The 19,576-nt window shown below is 70.2% G+C and carries 16 protein-coding genes and 1 tRNA gene; 7 read left to right on the forward strand and 10 right to left on the reverse strand.

All coding sequences use genetic code 11. From position 1 onward, the window contains the following. Positions 1 to 76: 76 nt before the first annotated feature. The 6 genes from ACFWY6_RS08765 to ACFWY6_RS08790 all read right to left on the reverse strand — a co-directional run bounded on the left by ACFWY6_RS08765 (position 77) and on the right by ACFWY6_RS08790 (position 4,278). A tRNA-Ser gene (locus tag ACFWY6_RS08765) sits at positions 77 to 166 on the reverse strand. 248 nt (positions 167 to 414) lie between these two features. Next, positions 415 to 657, reverse strand: a complete 243-nt coding sequence (locus ACFWY6_RS08770; protein WP_384687510.1) for a hypothetical protein — start codon at positions 655 to 657, stop codon at positions 415 to 417. A gap of 85 nt (positions 658 to 742) precedes the next feature. Next, complete coding sequence (locus ACFWY6_RS08775; RefSeq protein WP_384687511.1) at positions 743 to 1,462, reverse strand: ABC transporter permease; 720 nt, start codon at positions 1,460 to 1,462, stop codon at positions 743 to 745. A gap of 11 nt (positions 1,463 to 1,473) precedes the next feature. Further along, positions 1,474 to 2,385, reverse strand: a complete 912-nt coding sequence (locus ACFWY6_RS08780; protein ID WP_384687512.1) for an ABC transporter ATP-binding protein — start codon at positions 2,383 to 2,385, stop codon at positions 1,474 to 1,476. After that, complete coding sequence (locus ACFWY6_RS08785; RefSeq protein ID WP_360777161.1) at positions 2,382 to 3,287, reverse strand: ABC transporter permease; 906 nt, start codon at positions 3,285 to 3,287, stop codon at positions 2,382 to 2,384. Before ACFWY6_RS08785 ends, ACFWY6_RS08780 begins: the two co-directional genes overlap by 4 nt. Further along, positions 3,277 to 4,278, reverse strand: a complete 1,002-nt coding sequence (locus ACFWY6_RS08790) for an ABC transporter ATP-binding protein (RefSeq protein ID WP_384687527.1) — start codon at positions 4,276 to 4,278, stop codon at positions 3,277 to 3,279. The genes ACFWY6_RS08785 and ACFWY6_RS08790 overlap by 11 nt, the downstream gene beginning before the upstream one ends. Positions 4,279 to 4,538: 260 nt before the next feature. Between ACFWY6_RS08790 and ACFWY6_RS08795 the strand changes: the two genes are divergently transcribed. The 7 genes from ACFWY6_RS08795 (at position 4,539) to ACFWY6_RS08825 (ending at position 11,838) form a co-directional block, all read left to right on the forward strand. Beyond that, the gene (locus ACFWY6_RS08795) at positions 4,539 to 5,390 is read left to right on the forward strand and encodes a M24 family metallopeptidase (protein ID WP_384687513.1); all 852 of its coding nucleotides are present in this window, start codon (positions 4,539 to 4,541) and stop codon (positions 5,388 to 5,390) included. Further along, positions 5,387 to 7,180: an SDR family oxidoreductase gene (locus tag ACFWY6_RS08800; RefSeq protein ID WP_384687514.1), complete on the forward strand. Its 1,794-nt coding sequence runs from the start codon at positions 5,387 to 5,389 to the stop codon at positions 7,178 to 7,180. Before ACFWY6_RS08795 ends, ACFWY6_RS08800 begins: the two co-directional genes overlap by 4 nt. After that, positions 7,177 to 8,109: a metal-dependent hydrolase gene (locus ACFWY6_RS08805; protein ID WP_384687515.1), complete on the forward strand. Its 933-nt coding sequence runs from the start codon at positions 7,177 to 7,179 to the stop codon at positions 8,107 to 8,109. Before ACFWY6_RS08800 ends, ACFWY6_RS08805 begins: the two co-directional genes overlap by 4 nt. A gap of 61 nt (positions 8,110 to 8,170) precedes the next feature. Next, positions 8,171 to 9,124, forward strand: coding sequence for a MerR family transcriptional regulator (locus ACFWY6_RS08810; protein WP_384687528.1), 954 nt, complete (start codon positions 8,171 to 8,173; stop codon positions 9,122 to 9,124). 151 nt (positions 9,125 to 9,275) lie between these two features. Next, positions 9,276 to 9,842 carry an RNA 2'-phosphotransferase gene (locus ACFWY6_RS08815; RefSeq protein ID WP_384687516.1) on the forward strand — a complete coding sequence of 189 codons (567 nt, stop codon included), beginning with the start codon at positions 9,276 to 9,278 and terminating at the stop codon, positions 9,840 to 9,842. 84 nt (positions 9,843 to 9,926) lie between these two features. Further along, positions 9,927 to 10,850, forward strand: coding sequence for an LLM class flavin-dependent oxidoreductase (locus ACFWY6_RS08820; protein ID WP_361818902.1), 924 nt, complete (start codon positions 9,927 to 9,929; stop codon positions 10,848 to 10,850). A gap of 61 nt (positions 10,851 to 10,911) precedes the next feature. After that, on the forward strand, positions 10,912 to 11,838 hold the full coding sequence (locus ACFWY6_RS08825) for a Cof-type HAD-IIB family hydrolase (protein ID WP_384687517.1): 927 nt from the start codon (positions 10,912 to 10,914) through the stop codon (positions 11,836 to 11,838). 19 nt (positions 11,839 to 11,857) lie between these two features. Here the strand turns inward: ACFWY6_RS08825 and ACFWY6_RS08830 are convergent, their stop codons facing one another. The 4 genes from ACFWY6_RS08830 to cydB all read right to left on the reverse strand — a co-directional run bounded on the left by ACFWY6_RS08830 (position 11,858) and on the right by cydB (position 19,567). Further along, positions 11,858 to 12,895 (reverse strand): M23 family metallopeptidase, encoded by a 1,038-nt coding sequence (locus ACFWY6_RS08830; RefSeq protein WP_384687518.1) that lies wholly within the window; start codon positions 12,893 to 12,895, stop codon positions 11,858 to 11,860. 255 nt (positions 12,896 to 13,150) lie between these two features. After that, a complete protein-coding gene (locus tag ACFWY6_RS08835; protein WP_384687519.1) occupies positions 13,151 to 14,887 on the reverse strand; it encodes a GAF domain-containing protein in 1,737 nt (578 codons plus the stop codon). A 78-nt stretch (positions 14,888 to 14,965) separates the two neighbouring features. Continuing rightward, entirely contained in the window at positions 14,966 to 18,523 is a 3,558-nt protein-coding gene (gene cydD, locus ACFWY6_RS08840; protein WP_384687520.1) for a thiol reductant ABC exporter subunit CydD, read from the reverse strand. A gap of 39 nt (positions 18,524 to 18,562) precedes the next feature. Further along, complete coding sequence (cydB, locus tag ACFWY6_RS08845) at positions 18,563 to 19,567, reverse strand: cytochrome d ubiquinol oxidase subunit II (protein ID WP_266864556.1); 1,005 nt, start codon at positions 19,565 to 19,567, stop codon at positions 18,563 to 18,565. Between the last annotated feature and the right edge of the window lie 9 nt (positions 19,568 to 19,576).

Here is a 19,576-nt window from a genome sequence, read left to right on the forward strand (position 1 = left end):
TCAGCCGGCGAAGCCGGTGATGGACAGCGGCACGCTGCCGGGCGCCGAAAACACGGCCCAAGCCCAGTGCGACGTCTGGCGGAGGATGCGCGGATCGAACGCGCGCAGGGTGTCAGCCCTGACGACGGCTTAGCAAGCCGCTGCCTTACCACTCGGCCAATCCTCCGGGTGGGCGGCCCGCGCAGCGAAGTGCGCGCTCGAAGCGGCCGCCCCGGGCATCTCCCCCGTGGGCGGGGCTCTACGGAGTGAGTAACTACTCCGAAGCCTGCCGCGGGCTGCCCTGCCGGGAACTCGACGGACTACTGCTGATGGACACGTCGGCTCCTCTCCCAGAAGGTGAGCGCCAGGCTGTGGCGCGGTGACATCAACTACTCTGCCCGCGCCGGAAGTTCACCGCCACCGAATTAATCCGCCCTAGCGGCGCCGCCGACGCCACCGCCGCCGCGCGCGGCTGAAGAGCCACCCCGCGGGCGGCTCGTCGGAGCGCCACGGGTGCGGCTCGGGAGCGCCGCTCTGACGCCATCGCGCGCTGAGCATCCGGGCCCGCGCCGACGGCTCCGCGGTCCCCGCGGAACGTATGAAGTCCTCGTCCAGGACGATCTCGTCCCAGTCCTCCGAAGTCTTCTCCGAAGGTTCCTTTGAAGGCTCCGATGCCATCACGGCACCTCCCTGGAAGCAGCGCACCCTCCCACCAGTGTCCTGGCAGGAGGGTGAAGACGCCGTCAAGACCGAGCCGGGGCGGCTACTCCTCCCCGGCCAGCGTCAGCGAGCGCAGCTTCTGTCCCGCGTACCAGGTGGCGAGCACTGTGACGCCGACGAGGAGGACCGTGGCGACGGGCAGGCCGACGTCCGAGGTGACCAGATCGCCCTCCGCGGTCCGCTGTGCGACGGCGAGGGACCACTGCTGGACGCTGAGCGTGCGCGCCCCGGAGACCAGCGACCCGAAGAGGGCCTCCCAGACGAGGGCGTAGACCAGGCCGAAGACCACCGCGTGCCGGGTGATCGTGCCGAGGAGCAGGAAGATCGCGGCGTACGCGATGGAGGCGACCAGGGCCGCGATGGTGTAGGCCACGGCGATCTGCTGGCCGTTGCCGTTCAGGATCATGCCCGCGATGAAGGTGGGGATCGCGGAGAAGGCCATGGTCACGGCGATGGCGACGATCAGCTTCGTGAAGATGATCGTCGGCCGCTTGACCGGCTTGGACAGGAGGTACACGACGGAGCCGTCGTCGATCTCGGGACCGATCGCGCCGGTGCCGGCGATGACGCCGATGATCGGCACCATCGTGGCGAGCGCGAAACCGCCCAGGAGGTCGACGGCGACCTGGTCGTCGGCGCCGCTGAACCCGCGGACCGCCGCGGCGATCACGATCAGCAGCACGGGCAGGGCGAAGAGGATCAGAGCCCGGCGGCGGCCGAGCAGGGCCCGGTAGGTGAGCCGGGCGACAGTGGGGTCGTACACGGTGGCTCCCTTCAGGCCGCGACGAGATAGGAGAAGACCGACTCGAGGGACTCGTCCGAGGGCGAGACCGTGAGGAGCCGGATGTCGTGATCGCGGGCGATGCGTGGCAACAGGGCGGTGAAGCGGCCGAAGTCGACGGCCTGGATGCGCAACGCGCCTTCCTTGAGGTCGACTTCGATGCCGGCGGTCGACGGGTCGGCGATCAGTGCGGCGGCCAGGGTGCGGTCGTCGCTGGAACGGACCAGGTAGCGGTGCGGGCGGTCCGTCATCAGGCGGCGGATCTTGCGGAAGTCGCCGCTCGCCGCGTGCCGTCCGGCCACAATCACCTCGATGTGCGAGGCCAGTTGCTCGACCTCTTCGAGGATGTGCGACGAGAACAGGACCGTGCGGCCCTCGTCCCCCATGCGCCGAAGGAGGTCCATCAGCTGCATGCGCTGGCGCGGGTCCATGCCGTTGAACGGCTCGTCGAGCAGCAGCACGGACGGCTCGTGGACGAGGGCGGATGCCATCTTCACGCGCTGGCGCATGCCCTTGCTGTACGTCGAGATCTTGCGGTCCTGCGCGTACTCCATCTCCACCGTGGCGAGCGCCCGGTGGGCGGCGCGCTCGTCCAGGCCGTGCAACTCGGCGTTGGCGACGACGAATTCACGGCCCGTGAGGAAGTCGTACATCGCCTCGCGCTCGGGGACGATGCCGATGTCCTTGTAGATCTGTTCGTTGCGCCAGATCGGCTTGGCGTCGAGCGTGACGCTGCCCGTGGAGGGGGCGAGGAAGCCGCCCATCATGTTGATGAGGGTGGACTTGCCCGCGCCATTCGGCCCGAGGAGGCCGGTGACGCCGGGGCCCACGTTCATCGTGATGTCGTTGACCGCCACCACGTTGCCGAACCAGCGTGAGGTGTGATCGATGTTGATGGTGCTCACAGTCCGACCTTCCGGTAGCGGCGCATCATCGCGCCGTAGCAGCCCGCGATGAGGGCGAGGACGACGATCACGTAGACCACGCCCGTGCCGGACGAGGGGCCTTCCCCTCCGGGGAAGGCGGAGGTCGCGCCGAGGAAGGCGGTCTGTACGCCGTCGATGAGCGTGATCGGCGAGAAGAGACCGAGCCAGGCGATGGCGTCGGTGCTGCCCTGTTCGTAGGCGATCGCCTGGACCGTGGACACCGCTCCGTAGGAGATGGTCAGTACGGCGATGACGGCGGCGATCCCGAAGCCGCGGCGGGGGGTGATCGCCGAGATGACCAGGGCGATGCCGGCGAAGAGGAGCGAGAGCAGCGCCACGGAGACGAGTCCCTGGCCGAAGCCCTTCGTCTGGTCCGCGAAGTCGAGCTTGGCGAGCAGCGCCCCTACGTAGAGCACGAGCAGCGGGGCGGCCGTGAGGATGAAGAGGGCCGATGCCATCGCCGCGAACTTGGCGCGTACGTAGTCACTGTGCTCGATGGGCCGGGAGAAGTAGAGCGGAACGGTCTTGAAGCGCAGGTCGCGGGAGACGGTCTGCGGGGCCTGGGCCGCCAGGTAGAGGCTGATGACGGCTTGCAGCACGATCGCGTAGCGCGTGTAGTCGAGGGGGAGGTCGTTCGCCTTCGTGGTCACGGCGACCGCCACCATGATCGCTGCGGGGACGCACATCACCGCGAAGAGGATCATGGGGAGGACCTTGGACTTGGCGGAGCGGCCCAGGCCGTACGCGCCGCGCAGGCTCTGTGAGAAGAGCGAGCGGGTGGCGTAGGCGCGGCCAAGGCGCGGACCGTCGTAGTTGCGATACCCGATGTTGTGGATCCGGGTCTGTTCACCGGCGCGTGCCGGGGTCTGCTCAACCGCCATGGCGGACCGCCTCCTTCCCCTCTGCTTCGTGATCGGCGTGCTCGGCGTCATCGGCTCGATCGGACTGACCGGAGTGGAAGACCTCCGCGATGTGGTGCCTGCGCTGTTCCATCCGGACGAGGCCGAGGCCGAGGTCCGCGACGAGGTCGCGCACCAGGTCGTACGTCTCCTCGCTCTCCGCTTCGAGCAGCACGGTGTGCCCGGCGCCGGGGAGGGTGCCGCCCTCGTGGGTGGCGACCCCGCGTCCCTTCAGTGCCTCGCGCAACGCGCTGGTGCCGTCCGGGTGTTCGTCGGTGTCCGTCACCTCGACGGCCAGCGTCGTGGTGGTCTGGGTGAAGTCGGTGGTCGAGCTTGAGCGCAGCAGCTTGCCGCCGTCGATGACGACGACGTGGTCACAGGTGCGCTCCAGCTCGCCGAGGAGGTGCGAGGTGACCAGGACGGAGATGCCGAAGTCCGTGTGGACCCGGCGGATGAGGCCCAGCATCTCGTCACGGCCCACGGGATCGAGGCCGTTGGTCGGCTCGTCCAGGAAGACCAGGTCGGGGTCGTGCACAAGCGCCTGCGCGAGTTTCACGCGCTGCTTCATGCCCGTCGAATAGCCTCCGATGGGGCGGTAGCGCTCCTCGTACAGACCCACGTGCCGCAGGGTGTCCGCCGTGCGCTCGCGGGCAGCGGCGGGTGGCAGCCCCGACATGCGCGCCATGTGGACGACGAACTCGGTGGCCGACACGTCGGGCGGCAGGCAGTCGTGCTCGGGCATGTAGCCGACGCGCTCACGGATCTGGCCGCCGCGCGTTGCGACGTCGAGTCCGAGCACGGCGGCCGTGCCCTCCGTGGCGGGGGACAGACCCAGCAGGATCTTGATCAGTGTGGACTTGCCGGCTCCATTGGCTCCGACGAGTCCGGTCACACCGGGCCCGATATCCATGGAGAGCCGGTCAAGCGCGGTCACCCTCGGGAACCGCTTGCTCAGGCTTTCGGTCGCGATCACAGTCACGCATTCGACGGTAGTGGCGCAGACCACACCAGTCGTCAGACCACGGGCTTGCCCTGCCCTCACTCTCGAGTATTACGGGCCCGTAAGGGTCGTCCGGAAGTCGACCCCTGGGGGATCTTCCGGACCTGTCCCGCAGGGTTGTGCAGAACTATTGACGCAGCCGCTGAGCATTGTCACATTCATCAGTGTCAAGTTACGACCGCGTACGGCGATGGACCGGACACGGGTGGACCGGACACGGGACGGACGGTGGCATGACCTCAGCAGTGGCAGACGAACTCTCGGCGGAACTGCGGGGGTTCAGGGAAGTGCAGACCCTCGCGTATGAATGCGCGGAGGCGGTCGCGGCGCAGCTCAAGCCGGGGGTGACCGAGCGCGAGGCGGCGCGGATGCAGCGTGAGTGGCTGCGCGAGCGGGGCGTGCGGGACTGGTTCCACCTGCCCTTCGCCTGGTTCGGGGACCGCACGGCGTTCGTGAACTTCCGGATACCGCTGCAGTTCTTCCCCACCAACCGCAGGCTGGAGCCGGGGATGCCCTTCATCCTCGACATGGCCCCGGTCTACAAGGGATATACGGCGGATATCGGCTACTCGGGCTGCCTCGGCCTCAACCCCGTGCACGACAAGCTGCTCGCGGACCTCGAGGCGCACCGCGAGCTGATCCTGCGCGAGGTGCGCGAGCGCCGCCCGCTGCGCGAGATCTATGAGGACGTGGACCGCCTCATGGTCCGCCAGGGGTACGCCAACCGCCACCGCGCGTATCCCTTCGGCGTCATCGCGCACAAGGTCGACCGGGTGAAGGAGCGCCGCCTGACGCCGCATGTCTTCGGCTTCGGCACCCAGTCCCTCAAGGGCCTGGCGAGCGACGCGATCCATGGCCACCGGGACGGCTGGTCGCCGCTCTGGTCGCCGTACAAATTCTCCGACCACCCGCCCCAGAAGGGACTGTGGGCGGTCGAGCCGCACCTCGGATTCCGGGGTACGGGCGCGAAGTTCGAGGAGATCCTGGTCGTCACCGACTCCAAGGACCCCGAGCAGAGCGCCTTCTGGCTGGACGACGATCTGCCGCATGTGCGGCGCTGGGCCGAGGAAAGGGCCGTCGCATGAGCGCGGGGGGATTCACCAACGGAGTCGCCAAGGGACTCACCGGCGCGCGCGAGCGCTGGGTGCGTACGGGCGGAGTGGAGCTGTGCGTCGCCGAGCTCGGCGACCCGACGCAGCCCACAGTTCTGCTCGTGCACGGCTATCCGGACTCCAAGGAGGTGTGGTCGGAGGTCGCCGAGCGTCTCGCCGACCGCTTCCATGTCGTCCTGTACGACGTACGCGGACACGGCAGGTCGACGGCCCCGAAGCCGCTGCGCGGCGGCTTCACCCTGGAGAAGCTGACCGACGACTTCCTGGCCGTCGCCGATGCGGTGAGCCCGGACAAGCCGGTGCACCTGGTCGGGCACGACTGGGGTTCGGTGCAGTCCTGGGAGTTCGTCACGGTCAGGCGCACGGAGGGGCGGATCGCATCCTTCACCTCCATGTCGGGGCCCTCGCTCGACCACTTCGGGCACTGGATCAAGAAGCGGATGTCCCGGCCGACTCCGCGCAAGGTCGGTCAACTGCTCGGCCAGGGAGCCAAGTCCTGGTACGTGTACATGCTGCACACGCCGGTGCTCCCCGAGCTGGCCTGGCGCGGGCCGCTCGGCAAGCAGTGGCCGAAGATCCTCCAGCGCGTGGAGAAGGTCCCGGCGGGCGACTATCCGACGCCGTCGCTGCCCTCGGACGCCGCGCACGGCGCCTGGCTCTACCGGGACAACGTCCGCGCCCGGTTGCGCAGGCCCCGCGCGGACGCCTACGCGCACGCGCCCGTACAGCTCATCACGCCGTCCGGGGACATCTTTCTTTCGGAGCGGCTCTATGACGAACTGGAGCTCTGGGCCCCGCAGTTGGTCCGCCGCAGCCTGCCGGCCAAGCACTGGGTGCCGCGCACCCGCCCCGACCAACTGGCAGGCTGGATCAGCGAGTTCGTGACGACCAACGAGGACGGCGTGCCCGCCAACGACAGTGTGGCCACGGGGAAGCACGCCGATCGTTTCGGCGGCCAGCTGGTCCTGGTCACGGGCGCGGGCAGCGGCATCGGCCGGGCCACCGCCTTCGCGTTCGCCGAGGCGGGGGCGCGCGTGGTGGCCGTAGACCGGGACGCGGAGAGCGCGGCGCGCACGGCGGAGATGTCCCGCCTGATCGGCGCCCCCCAGGCCTGGGGCGAGACGGTCGACGTCAGCGACGAGCAGGCCATGGAGAAGCTCGCCGAGAAGGTCGCCAGGGAGTACGGCATCGTCGACGTCCTGGTGAACAACGCGGGCATAGGCCTCTCCGGCTCGTTCCTCGACACGAGCGCCGAGGACTGGAAGAAGGTCCTGGACGTCAATCTGTGGGGCGTGATCCACGGCTGCCGGCTCTTCGGCAGGCAGATGGCCGAGCGCGGCCAGGGCGGTCACATCGTGAACACCGCGTCCGCGGCGGCGTACCAGCCGTCGAAGGCGCTGCCCGCCTACAGCACGTCCAAGGCGGCGGTCCTCATGCTCAGCGAGTGCCTGCGCGCCGAGCTCGCGGGCCAGGGCATCGGGGTCTCCGCGATATGCCCGGGCTTCGTGAACACGAACATCACGGCGACGTCCCGCTTCGTCGGAGTCGACACCGACGAGGAGAAGCGCCGCCAGAAGAAGACGTCGCGGCTGTACGGCCTGCGCAACTACCCGCCGGAGAAGGTCGCCGACGCGGTCCTGCGCGCGGTCGTCAAGAACCAGGCGGTGGTCCCGGTCACCCCGGAGGCCCGCGGCGCCCACCTCATGTCCCGCTTCACTCCCAAGGCCCTGCGTGCGATAGCCCGATTGGAGCCACCGTTGTGAGCACGGAGAAGAACGCCGAGACGAACACCGAGGAGCACTACACGATCGTTCCGCGCCGGGTCTCCTTCGACTGGGAAGAGACCCCGCTGCACTGGATACCGGACGAGCCCACCGCCACCCACGTCATCAACGTGCTGCATCTGCTGCTGCCGGCGGGGGAGCGGTGGTTCGTGAAGGTCTTCAAGGAAGGCCTGCCCCTGGTCACCGATCCGGTGCTGCTCAAGGACGTCAAAGGGTTCATGGGCCAGGAGGCCACGCACAGCGTGCAGCACGCGCATGTGCTCGACCACCTGGCGGCGCAGCGGCTCGACACCGCGGCGTTCACCAACTTCGTCGACCTGCTCTTCGAGAAGATCCTCGGCGAGAAGCCGCCGCTCGGGGCGCCGATACCGACGCAGGAGTGGCTGCGCTACCGCCTGTCGGTCGTCGCGGCGATCGAGCAGTTCACCGCAGTCCTGGGCAACTGGGTGCTGCACGCCGAGGGCCTGGACCACGCGGACGCCGACGAGGTCATGCTGGACCTGCTGCGCTGGCATGGCGCCGAGGAGGTCGAGCACCGCTCGGTCGCCTTCGACATGTACCAGCACTGCGGCGGCGAGGGCCTGCCCCGCTACGCCCGTCGTATCGCGGGCATGGCGGTCACGGCACCCGTGATGCTCTACCTGTGGGTCTGGGGCACGGCCTATCTGATGCGCCGCGACCCGCAGCTCGCGGGACGCCTGCGCTACTCCCTGGCCGAGCACAACAGGGCGGTGCGCAAGGGCCTGCTGCCCACATGGCGTGAGCTGGGTGCGGCGATACCCCGCTATCTGCGGCGGTCGTACCATCCCTCGCAGGAGGGCTCCCTGCGCAGGGCCGTGGAGTATCTGGCCGAGTCGCCCGCGGCGCGGGCCGCGGCGGCCGCCGTCGGCAGGGCGGCCATCGCCTAGCACAAGGGTTCGTGGAGGGGCGGGGAGCGTGGACGAGCAGTCGGGCGCCGGGCACAGACTGGTGGAGCACCACGCCACCGGGCACAGACCGGTGGAGTACCGCATCGAGGACCTGGCACATCACAGCGGCGCCACGGTGCGCACGATCCGCGCCTACCAGGACCGGGGGCTGCTCCCCCGGCCCGAGCGGCGCGGGCGGGCCAATGTGTACGGCGACGCGCATCTGGCGCGGTTGAGGCAGATCGCCGATCTGCTCGACCGCGGCTACACCCTGGCCTCCATCAAGGAGCTGCTTGAGGCCTGGGACGCGGGCCGGGGTCTCGGCGGTGTGCTGGGGCTGGCCGCGGAGGTCGGCGGTCCGTGGACGGACGAGAAGGCCGACCGGATCACGCGGGCTGAGCTGGACGCGGCGTTCGGCGGCAAGCCGGACGACGCGGCGGTCGCCGACGCGGTCGCGCTCGGCGTGCTGGAGCCGATGCCGGGGCGGGACGACGAGTACTTGGTTCCGAGTCCTCAAGAGCTGGCCGTGGCCGTGGAGTTGCACGCGGCGGGAGTTCCGCTTCTGGCAATCTCCGGGCATCTGCGGGAGTTGAGGGGGCAGGTGGAGCACATAGCCTCCCGTTTCCTCGAGTTCACCACCGAGCATGTCTTCGCGCGCTATCTCGGACACCACCCGCCGACCGACGCAGATGCCGCGGAGGCGGCCTCGCTCGTCCGCCGGCTGCGGCCGCTGGCGCAGCAGTCGGTCGACGCCGAACTGGCCCGAGCCATGCGCCTGTTCGCCACCCGTCACCTCCAGCAGCACCTCACATCGGGGATGCCCGCATCTCGTACGGATGAGGCGCTTCCCGTAGCGCTGCCCGCGTCGACAACCCGGGCTGTGGAAGCCCTGGTTGGTCGGGAGAACGTCGCGGCGTTCATCGCGGCGGCCACCGAACGTGAGCTGCAGGCCAGGACATTGGACTCACTTGCCGCAACTCATAGCAATCCAGGATCTGTTGCCCAAAGCACCTAAACAGGCTGTGCGTTGTCCACAGAATCGCCAATTCCCCTGTGGATAACTGGACTTGGCTGTGGATCAAACCTGTGGACGTAAATCCACCGATGAAAAGTCGGTGGACGAAAATCAAGTGCGGGGGGAACGGCCCGTGCGCGACTCTGAACGGGTGATTGGAGAACCCCCCGCCGACGAACGACGCACCGTGAAGGTGTCGAAATACCTGTCGAAACACCTGCGCCATCAGCCCGAGCGGATCGGTCTGACGCTCGACGAGAGCGGGTGGGTGGAGATCGACACCCTCATCGCCGCGGCCGCACGGCACGGCTTCCGCTTCACCCGCGCCGAGCTCGACCATGTGGTGGCCGCCAACGACAAACAGCGCTTCGCCGTCGAGAACGGCCGGATCCGCGCCAGCCAGGGCCACTCGATCGACGTGGACCTCAAACTGCCGCCGGCGACCCCGCCCGCGTATCTCTTCCACGGCACCGTGGCCCGCAATGTCGCCGCGATCCGCGCCGAGGGCCTGCGGCCCATGAACCGCCATGCCGTGCATCTCTCGCCCGACCGCGAGACCGCCACCCGGGTCGGCGCCCGCCGCGGCCGCCCCGTCGTGCTCTCCGTGGACGCGGGGGCGATGCACCGCGACGGGCACACCTTCCAGGTCAGCGCCAACGGCGTGTGGCTCACCGCCGCCGTGCCACCGGGCTATCTCCGCTTCCCCGACCGGCACTGATCCTTCCCGTCCGGCACTGACCGCTTCCCCTACCGGCAATGATCACTTTCCCGACCGGTACCGACCGGGCATACGCTCTGATACATGAGTTTGCGTCTGAGCACAGTGATCCTGCCCGTCACCCGCTGGCACGAAGGCGGCAAGGAGCGCTGGCAACGGGCCGAGGAGCTGGGCTTCCACACCGCGTACACCTACGACCACCTCTCCTGGCGGACCTTCCGCGACGGGCCCTGGTTCGGCGCGGTGCCGACCCTGACCGCCGCCGCGGCCGCCACCGACCGGCTGCGCCTGGGCACACTGGTCACCTCGCCGAACTTCCGGCATCCGGTGACCCTCGCCAAGGACCTGATCACCCTCGACGACGTGTCCGACGGCCGGATCACCCTCGGCATCGGCGCGGGCGGCAACGGCTTCGACGCCACCTCGCTGCTCAAGACCGGCGAGGAGCCCTGGACGCCGCGCGAGCGGGCCGACCACTTCGGAGAGTTCGTTCCGCTGCTCGACCGCCTTCTTACAGAAGACGTCGTTTCGTACGACGGCGAGTACTACTCGGCATCCGAGGTGCGGAACATCCCGGGCTGCGTGCAGCGCCCCCGGCTGCCCTTCGCGGTGGCCGCCACCGGTCCGCGCGGGCTGAAGCTGGCCGCGCGCCACGGCCAGGCATGGGTGACCACCGGCGACCCGAAGCTCTTCGAGAACGGCACCCCGGAGCAGTCACTTCAAGCCATTCGCGGCCAGGCCGAGAAGCTCGGCGCCGCATGCGAGGCGATCGGCCGCGATGTCGCCGAGCTCGACAAGATCCTTCTCACCGGTTTCACGCCGGATCGCCCTCTCGACTCCTTCGACGCGTTCATCGACTTCGCCGGCAACCACGCTGAGCTGGGCTTCAACGAGATCGTTCTGCACTGGCCGCTGCCGGGGACGGACTTCGCGGCGGACGAGAAGCTCTTCGAGCGGATCGCCACGGAGGCCCTGGTCCAGCTGGGCGGCGCCACACCAGGGGCGTAAACGCACTCAAATGTGCGCCCCAGCGCACGCCCGTGCACTCAGATGCGGGACAATCGGTGGCGTGACCTCAGCTACCCCACGGCCCAGGACCCCGGCCGCCTCCGTCCCGCACCGACCCACGGCACGGCTGATCGCCACGGACCTGGACGGCACGCTGCTGCGCGACGACAAGTCCGTCTCGGACCGCACCGTGGCCGCGCTCGCCGCCGCCGAGGAGGCCGGCATCGAGGTCTTCTTCGTGACCGGCCGACCGGCCCGCTGGATGGATGTCGTCAGCGACCACGTCCACGGCCACGGCCTCGCCATCTGCGGCAACGGCGCGGCCGTCGTCGATCTGCACGGCGGCGCCGGCAGCCATCGCTTCGTCAAGCTGCGGGAGCTGCGGCGCGAGGACGCGCTCGACGTCGTGCACGTCCTGCGCGACGCGGCCCCCGGCACGTCCTTCGCGGTCGAGCGCACCGGCGGGCTGCACCACGAACCGACGTATCCGCCCCTGCACTTGGAGCCCGGGGAGAGCGTCGCGCCCGCCGAGAAGCTTCTGGCGGAGGACTCCGACGCCGCGGACCAGCCCGTCCTGAAGGTCCTCGCCTACCACGCCGAGCTCGCGCCCGACGAGTTCCTCGCCGTGGCCCGCACGGCCGTGGACGGCCGCGTCGAGATCACCCGCTCGAGCCCGAGCGCGCTCCTGGAGATCAGCGGCCCCGGCGTCTCCAAGGCCAGCACCCTGGAGCTGTGCTGCGCCGAGCGCGGCATCGCGCCCGCTGAGGTCGTCGCCTTCGGGGACATGCCGAACGACATCGAGATGCTCTCCTGGGCGGGCACTTCGTACGCGATGGGCAACGCGCACCCGGACGTGATCGCCGCCGCGTCGGGGCGCACGGTGGCCAACAACGAAGACGGCGTCGCGGTCGTCATCGAGCAGATCCTGCGGGACCGGCTGACCGGCTGGCCGGCTGACCGATCCTGTGGGACCGCCCCCAGCGCCTGAGCGACTGAGCCGCCCGACGTCAAAGCGGCACCCCCCGCTCGGCCAGCCACGTAGCCGGATCGATCCCGGACCCCAGATACGGCGTGAGCCGCACCTCGAAGTGGAGGTGCGGCCCCGTCGAGTTGCCCGTCGTGCCCGCCTGCCCGACCCACTGCCCCGCCGCCACCAGCTCCCCCTGGTCGACGGTGGCGGCGGCCAGATGCGCGTACTGCGTGTAGTAGCCGCCCTCGTGCTCCACCACGACCTCGATGCCGAAGGCGCCCCCGCACGACACCTTCACCACCCGGCCCGCGCCGACCGACCGCACCGGTGCCCCGATGCCGACCGCGAAGTCCTGCCCCGTGTGCCGGCTCGCCCAGCGCGCGCCCGCGCTGCCGAAGCCCGCCGAGAGTTCGTACGTCTCCACAGGCGGCACCCACGCGCGCGTGTCGACGATGTGCGGCTGCTCCAGGCGTACGGCACCGCGGCACTGCCCGGCGGCCACGGACCGGTCGGCCTCGCCCTGAAGGGCCCACTGCGCCGACGCCAGCTTGCTCTCGATGCCGCGCTTCAGCTTCGCCAGATGTGCGTTGCGCCGTTCGAGCGTGCGCTTGGCCCGGTCCGCCGCGTGCTTGGCGTCGGCGAGTCTGGCGGCGGCCCGCTGGGTCTTGATGACGGCATTGTTGACCGCGAGATCCGCCTGCCACAGAACCCGCTGACCTCGCATCAGTTCCTCGGGGCTGTCGGCGAGCAGCAGTTGGGCTGTCTGGGGGAGTCCGCCACCGGTGCGGTACTGCGCGCTGGCCATCCGGCCGAGGTCGCCGTGCAGCGCCGCGACGGCGTGCTGCTCCTTCGTGAGGAGTCGGTCCAGTTTCCGGACCTCGGCCCGCTGCACCTCTGCGGCCCGCTGCCCCGCTTCGTAGTGCACGGTCGCCGCGGACGCCTCTTCGTAGAGCCTCGCCACCTCGGCACTGGCGCCCGGCCCTTCGGAGGTAGAGGCCGGCGTGGGGACGAGGAGCGCGCACAGCAGTAGCGACACGGTGACGAGAGGGTGAAAACCGCGGTGGCTCAGGCGCATGTCACGGATCGTTGTCCCGCCGCTCTCACCCGGTCCTGCTCAACTCGTACACCCGGGGCACCCAGTGCCCCGAACGGCCCACTGCCGTACGGCCGAACAGGGCTCTACGGAGAGGCCGGTCCGAGGAACACCCCACCTGTAGAGGCCGGTCCCAGTAACGCCCCGCCTAGAGAGGCCGGCCCCAGTAACGCCCCACCCGTAGAGGCCGATTAAGTCCCCCGCAGATCCGCCGCAGAGTCCGATTCAGAGACCGATTCAGTACGGCGCCTGCCACACCACCGTCGTACCGCCGCCGTCCTCACCGATGCCCGGCCCGTACCAACTGTCGCCGCCCAGCGACTCCGCACGCCTCTTGAGGTTCTTCAGGCCGCTGCGCCGGCCGCCCTGCGCGATGCCGACGCCGTCGTCCGAGACCGTCAGACGTACGCCCTGCTGCCCGTCGGGCAGGATCACCGTCGCGTCGACGACGACGGCGATGCGGTCGGCCCGCGCGTGCCGGAACGCGTTGGACAGCGCCTCCCGGAGCGCGGCGATGAGGTTCTTGCCCGCGAGCTCGCCGACCACCGTGTCGACGGGCCCCACGAAGTGGTGCGACGGCTTGAAGCCGAGCGGCACGGCGGCCATGTTGATCTCGCGCAGGACACGTGTGCGCAGCCCCGAAGGGGCCTCAGCGGGCCCCTGCTGCAAGGCGAAGATCGCCGTACGGATCTCCTGGATCGTCACGTCGAGCTCGTCGACGGCCTTGCCCACGCCGGTCCGCACCTCGGGCACGACGGACCTGCGCTGGGCGCTCTCCAGCATCATTCCGGTGGCGAACAGGCGCTGGATGACGAGGTCGTGCAGGTCCCGTGCGATGCGGTCCCGGTCCTCGTACACGGCGAGCCGTTCACGGTCGCGCTGTGCCTCGGCCATCATCAGGGCGAGCGCGGCCTGCGAGGCGAACTGAGTGGCCAGCGTCCGCTCGGTCTCGCTGAACGGGCGGGCGCCACGCGCGCGTGGCGTCACGAGCGTCCCCATGACCCGGCCGTCGCTCTGCAGCGGCAGCATCATCACGGGGCCATAGCCGCGGGCGAGGTCGGTCATGATGCGCGGGTCCGTGGCCGCGTCGTCGACGAACACGGACTCCCCTGCCAGGAGATCAGTGATGATCCGGCTCTCCGCGGGGATGACCACGCCGAGCGCGGCCAGGGGTTCGTCCGAGGAGACGGCGACGATCTCCATGCCGCCCTCGTCCTCGGGCAGGAGCACGATCCCGGCGGCCGAGTCGGCGAGATGCCGGGCTTGTTCGGCCACTACGGAGAGGGCATCTTCCGCGTCGCTGCCCGAGAGCAGCGCCGTGGTGACGGCCACGGAGCCGTCGATCCAGCGCTCGCGCTGCATGGCGGCTTCGTAGAGGCGTGCGTTGCCGATGGCGATGCCCGCCTCCGTGGCGAGCACGCGGACCATGTGCACGTCGTACTCGTTGAACTCGGCGCCGTCCCGCTTCTCGGTGAGATAGAGGTTGCCGAAGATCTCGCCCTGGACGCGGATGGGGACGCCGAGGAAGGTCCGCATCGGCGGATGGTTCGCCGGGAAGCCGCAGGAGCGCGGGTCGGCGGAGAGATCCGCGAGGCGGAGGGTCTCGGGCTGGTGGATGAGGGCGCCGAGCAGCCCCTTGTGTCCGTCCGGGAGGTGCCCGATCCGTTCGGCCGTCTCCTCGTCGATGCCGGTGTGGACGAAGTCCGAGAGCCCCTTGCCGTCCTCGGAGACCACGCCGATGGCCGCGTAGCGGGCGTCCGCGAGCTCGGCGGCCGTCTCGCAGATGCGGTCGAGCGTGGTGTGCAGTTCGAGCCCGGCGCCGACCGACCGCATCGCCTCGAGCAGCTGCGGCACCCGCGCGGTCAGCTCGGGGGAGAGCCCCTGGAGGCTGCGGGTCGCCCGCTTCGCCGCCTCGATCGGGTCCGGAGTGCCGTCGGGAGGCGGTGAGGCGGCGGAGGCCGATGGGGCTGACATGCCTTGAGAGTAGTTAGTCCTATTTGGCGAGGAAAGTCGGGGCTGACGCCCCTGCCCGGTCGGCACCGGAGTCCCGCCCTACCCGGCGGTCAGCAGCAGGTCCGCCGCGCTCTCCCGCTCCCGCATGCGCGCCAGCGGCCCGTCCACCGCCACGAGGTCCGCGTACGCGCCGCGCTGCACGATCCGGCCCGCGTCGAGGACGATCACCTCGTCCACCGCGTCGAGCCCGGCGAGACGGTGCGTGATGAGCAGCGTCGTACGTCCCTCGGTGGCGGCCAGGAGGTCATCGGTGAGGGCGTCCGCGGTCGGCAGGTCGAGGTGCTCGGCCGGCTCGTCGAGGACAAGGACGGGGAAGTCGGCGAGCAGCGCGCGGGCCAGGGCGATGCGCTGGCGCTGGCCTCCGGAGAGGCGCGCCCCGTGCTCACCGACGAGGGTGTCGAGGCCTTCGGGCAGCGAGTCGGTCCACTCCGTGAGCCTGGCCCGCGTCAGGGCGTCGCGCAGCTGGGCGTCGCTCGCGTCCTTCCGGGCGATGAGCAGGTTCTCGCGTACGGAGCTGTCGAAGATGTGCGCGTCCTGGGCGCAGAGCCCGACCAGTTCGCGCACGGTGTCACCGTCCAGGGCGGCCGCTTCGGTGCCGCCCAGCGTGTACGTTCCCTCGGTCGCCCCCAGGAAGCGCAGCAGGACCTGGGCGAGCGTCGTCTTGCCGGAGCCGGACGGGCCGACCACGGCGATCCGCCGCCCCTGCTCCAGCGTCAGGCCGACACCCGCGATGGCGTCCCGGTCCTGCCCCTCGTAGCGGGCGTGCAGTCCGTCGACACGGAGCGGGAAGGGCGTGTTCGGGCGCTGTGCCGGCTCGGTGGGGTCGGGTACGGGTTCGGGGGCGTCGAGGACCTCGTAGACGCGCTCAGCGCTCTTCCTGACGCGCTGGCGGTACTGCACGGCGAGCGGCATCCCGATGACCGCCTCGAAGGCGGCGAGCGGCGTGAGGACGACGACGGCGAGCGCGACCCCGCTCAACCGGCCGTCGTGCACGGCCTGTACGCCGACGAGGGCGGCGGCGGCCACAGTGAGCCCGGACGCCAGCGCGCCGAGTCCGTCGCCGAGCGCAGTCGCCGTGGCGGTCCGTGACGCGATCCGGGTCAGCTCGGCGTCGGCTTCCTTCGCCGCCGCGGTACGCCGGGGCAGCGCGCCCGCGACCGTCAACTCGGCGGTCCCGGTGAGCAGATCGGCCACCCTTGTCGCGAGCACCCCGCGCGCGGGAGCGAGCTTCCGCTCGGCGCGGCGGGCGACGCCTCCGGAGAGCAGCGGTACGCCCACGCCGGCGAGCAGCAGGCCGACGGCGAGGACGGCGCCCGCTTCCGGCAGCAGCCAGGCGGTGAAGCCGACGGCTCCGGCGCCCACGACGGCGGCTGCGGACGCGGGGAGCAGCCAGCGCAGCCAGTAGTCCTGCAGGGCGTCGACGTCCGCGACGAGACGGGACAGGAGGTCGCCGCGGTGGCGGTTCCTGAGCCCGGCGGGGGCGAGGCGTTCCAGGCGCCGGTAGACGGCGACACGGGTGTCGGCCAGCATCCTCAGGACGGCGTCGTGCGAGACGAGGCGCTCGGCGTAGCGGAAGACGGCGCGCCCCATGCCGAAGGCGCGGGTCGCCGTCACGGCGATCATCAGGTACATCACCGGGGGCTGCTCCGAAGCCCGGCTGATCAGCCACCCGGAGGTGCCCATCAGCCCTACGGAGCTGCCGATCGCGAAGGCGCCCAGCAGGAGGGCGAGCCCGAGCTTGCCCTTCCGCTGCTGCGCCATCCCCCGCAGCCGGGCCAGGACCCGGCCCCCGGAGCGCGAGCCACCCCAGGCCCCCGCCTGATCGCCCGTCACCACCTGATCGCCCGTCACCACCAGTTCGCCAGCAGCGTCTTCGGCAGCCCCTTGCCCGTCGGCCGCCCCGCCCACCTGCACCGGCACCCGGGCGGCCGCGATGTCCGAGACGTCAAGCCGTACAACCCGGTCGGCAACCCCGAGCAACGCCGGCCGATGCACCACCAGCAGCACCGTCCGCCCGACAGCCAACCGCCGAACCGCCTCGACAACCCCCTCCTCGGTCTCCCCGTCCAGAGCCGCGGTCGGCTCGTCAAGGAGCACCACAGGCCGATCGGCCAGGAAAGCCCGCGCCAGCGCAAGCCGCTGCCGCTGCCCCGCGGAAAGCCCCGACCCGTCCTCCCCGAGGACGGTCTCCACCCCGCCCGGCAGCGCGGACACGAACTCCCACGCCCCCGCGGCCCGCAATGCGCCCCGCAAGGAAGAGTCGTCCGCGTCCGGCCGCGCGAGCCGTACGTTCTCCGCGATGGACCCGGCGAACAGATGAGGCCGCTGCGGAACCCAGGCGATGCGCTCACGCCACCGCTCGGGCGAGACGTCCGCGAGATCCACGCCGCCGACCCGGACCCGCCCCTCGGCGGGTTCCACAAAGCCAAGCACGACATCGAGCAGCGTCGACTTGCCCACGCCGCTCGGCCCGACCAGAGCCACCGTCTCGCCCGGCTCCACCGCGAACGACACCCCGGAGACCGCGTCCGACGCCCGCCCCGGATACCGGACCGTCACGCCCTCCACGCTCAGCGTCCCCGTAGGCGCCGCCGCCTCCCCCGTGACCCGCACCGGAGTCTCAAGCACCTCGAAGATCTCCTCGGCGGCCGCGAGCCCCTCCGCCGCCGCGTGGTACTGCGCACCGACCTGGCGCAACGGCAGATAGGCCTCGGGCGCCAGGACGAGGATGACGAGCCCCACGTACAGATCCATGTCGCCATGGACGAGCCGCATCCCGATGGTCACCGCGACCAGGGCGACCGACAGCGTCGCGAGGAGTTCGAGTGCGAACGACGAGAGGAAGGCGATGCGCAGCGTGCGCATCGTCGCCTGCCGGTACTCGCCTGTGATCTGCCGGATCGACTCGGCCTGCGCCTTGGCCCGCCCGAACACCTTCAGGGTCGGCAGGCCCGCCACCACGTCCAGGAAGTGCCCCGACAGGCGGGAGAGGAGCCGCCACTGACGGTCCATCCGGTTCTGTGTCGCCCAGCCGATCAGGATCATGAAGACCGGGATCAGCGGCAGCGTCACGACGATGATCGCCGCCGACACCCAGTCCTCGGTGACGATCCTCGCGAGCACCGCCACCGGCACGACCACCGCGAGCCCCAACTGCGGCAGATAGCGCGAGAAGTAGTCGTCGAGCGCGTCCACACCGCGCGTGGCCAACGAGACGAGCGAGCCGACCCTTCCCCAAGCTCTTCGAGCAGGGGAGACCCCATGCCCGGTCAGCCACCCCGGGCCCAGCTGTCCGGCCCGTTCGAGCAGCCGCCCCCGCAGCTCCGACTTGACCGCCGCGCTCGCCCGGTGCGCCGCGAGTTCGGTCAGCCAGGAGACGAGGGCCCGTCCCGCCGCGACCACCGCGAGCAGGACGAGCGGAGTCCCCAAGTCGCCCGCGGAGAGCCCTCGCTGGAAGGCGCCCACGACGACCTCGGCGATGAGCATCGCCTGGGCCACGACCAGGCCCGCCCCGGCGACACCGAGGACCACCACCGCGATCAGGAAGAACCGGGTGGCACGGGCGTAGCGGAGCAGACGCGGGTCGATCGGTTTCACGTGAAACACACCTTCCGGGAAACCATGGGACGTCAGAACCTAGTGAGCGGCGTCAGCGATGTGCTGCGTACCGATCCGCTTGCGGAACACCCAGTAGGTCCACGACTGGTAGAGCAGCACGATCGGCGTCGCGATCGCCGCGCACCAGGTCATGATCTTCAGGGTGTACGGGCTCGACGAGGCATTGGTGACCGTGAGGTTCCACTCCTCGTTCAGCGACGACGGCATGACGTTCGGGAAGAGCGTCAGGAAGAGCATCGCGACAGCGGCCGCGATCGTGATGCCCGAGAGCGCGAACGACCAGCCCTCGCGCCCCACCTTGATCGCCCCGATGGCACCCACCAGCGCGACCACGGCCACGATCATCGCGACCAGGCTCTTGCCGTCACCCTTGTCCACCTGCGTCCAGGTCAGGAAGCCGAGCGCGAGCACGGCCGTGACCAGGCCGAGCCCCAGCGCCATCTTCCGTGCCCGGACCCGGATGTCGCCCACCGTCTTGAGCGAGGCGAACACCGCGCCGTGGAAGGTGAAGAGCGTCAGCGTGACGAGCCCGCCGAGGATCGCGTACGGGTTGAGCAGGTCCCAGAAGTTGCCCACGTACTCCTTGTGGGCATCGATCTTCACGCCGCGCACGATGTTGCCGAAGGCCACACCCCACAGCACCGCGGGGACCAGCGAGGTCCAGAAGATCGCGTGCTCCCAGTTGCGCTGCCAGTTCTCCTCGGGCCGCTTGGCGCGGTACTCGAAGGCGACACCGCGCACGATCAGGCAGAGAAGGATGATCAACAGCGGCAGATAGAAGCCCGAGAAGAGCGTCGCGTACCACTCGGGGAAGGCGGCGAAGGTCGCGCCGCCCGCCGTGAGCAGCCACACCTCGTTGCCGTCCCAGACGGGACCGATGGTGTTGATCAGGACCCGCTTCTCGACCCGGTCGCGGGCGAGCAGCTTGGTCAGGATGCCGATCCCGAAGTCAAAGCCCTCCAGGAAGAAGTAGCCGATCCACAGGACGGCGATCAGTACGAACCAGACGTCGTGAAGTTCCATGTCCGATCA

This window comes from Streptomyces sp. NPDC059037 (genome assembly GCF_042740015.1).
GTDB lineage: Bacteria > Actinomycetota > Actinomycetes > Streptomycetales > Streptomycetaceae > Streptomyces.

Bases quoted from the DNA above. Each gene is read 5' to 3' on its own strand.
- ACFWY6_RS08770 (WP_384687510.1), bottom strand. From the start codon at position 657: ATGGCATCGGAGCCTTCAAAGGAACCTTCGGAGAAGACTTCGGAGGAC.
- ACFWY6_RS08785 (WP_360777161.1), bottom strand. From the start codon at position 3,287: ATGGCGGTTGAGCAGACCCCGGCACGCGCCGGTGAACAGACCCGGATC.
- ACFWY6_RS08795 (WP_384687513.1), top strand. From the start codon at position 4,539: ATGACCTCAGCAGTGGCAGACGAACTCTCGGCGGAACTGCGGGGGTTC.
- ACFWY6_RS08800 (WP_384687514.1), top strand. From the start codon at position 5,387: ATGAGCGCGGGGGGATTCACCAACGGAGTCGCCAAGGGACTCACCGGC.
- ACFWY6_RS08820 (WP_361818902.1), top strand. From the start codon at position 9,927: ATGAGTTTGCGTCTGAGCACAGTGATCCTGCCCGTCACCCGCTGGCAC.
- ACFWY6_RS08830 (WP_384687518.1), bottom strand. From the start codon at position 12,895: ATGCGCCTGAGCCACCGCGGTTTTCACCCTCTCGTCACCGTGTCGCTA.
- ACFWY6_RS08835 (WP_384687519.1), bottom strand. From the start codon at position 14,887: ATGTCAGCCCCATCGGCCTCCGCCGCCTCACCGCCTCCCGACGGCACT.
- cydB (WP_266864556.1), bottom strand. From the start codon at position 19,567: ATGGAACTTCACGACGTCTGGTTCGTACTGATCGCCGTCCTGTGGATC.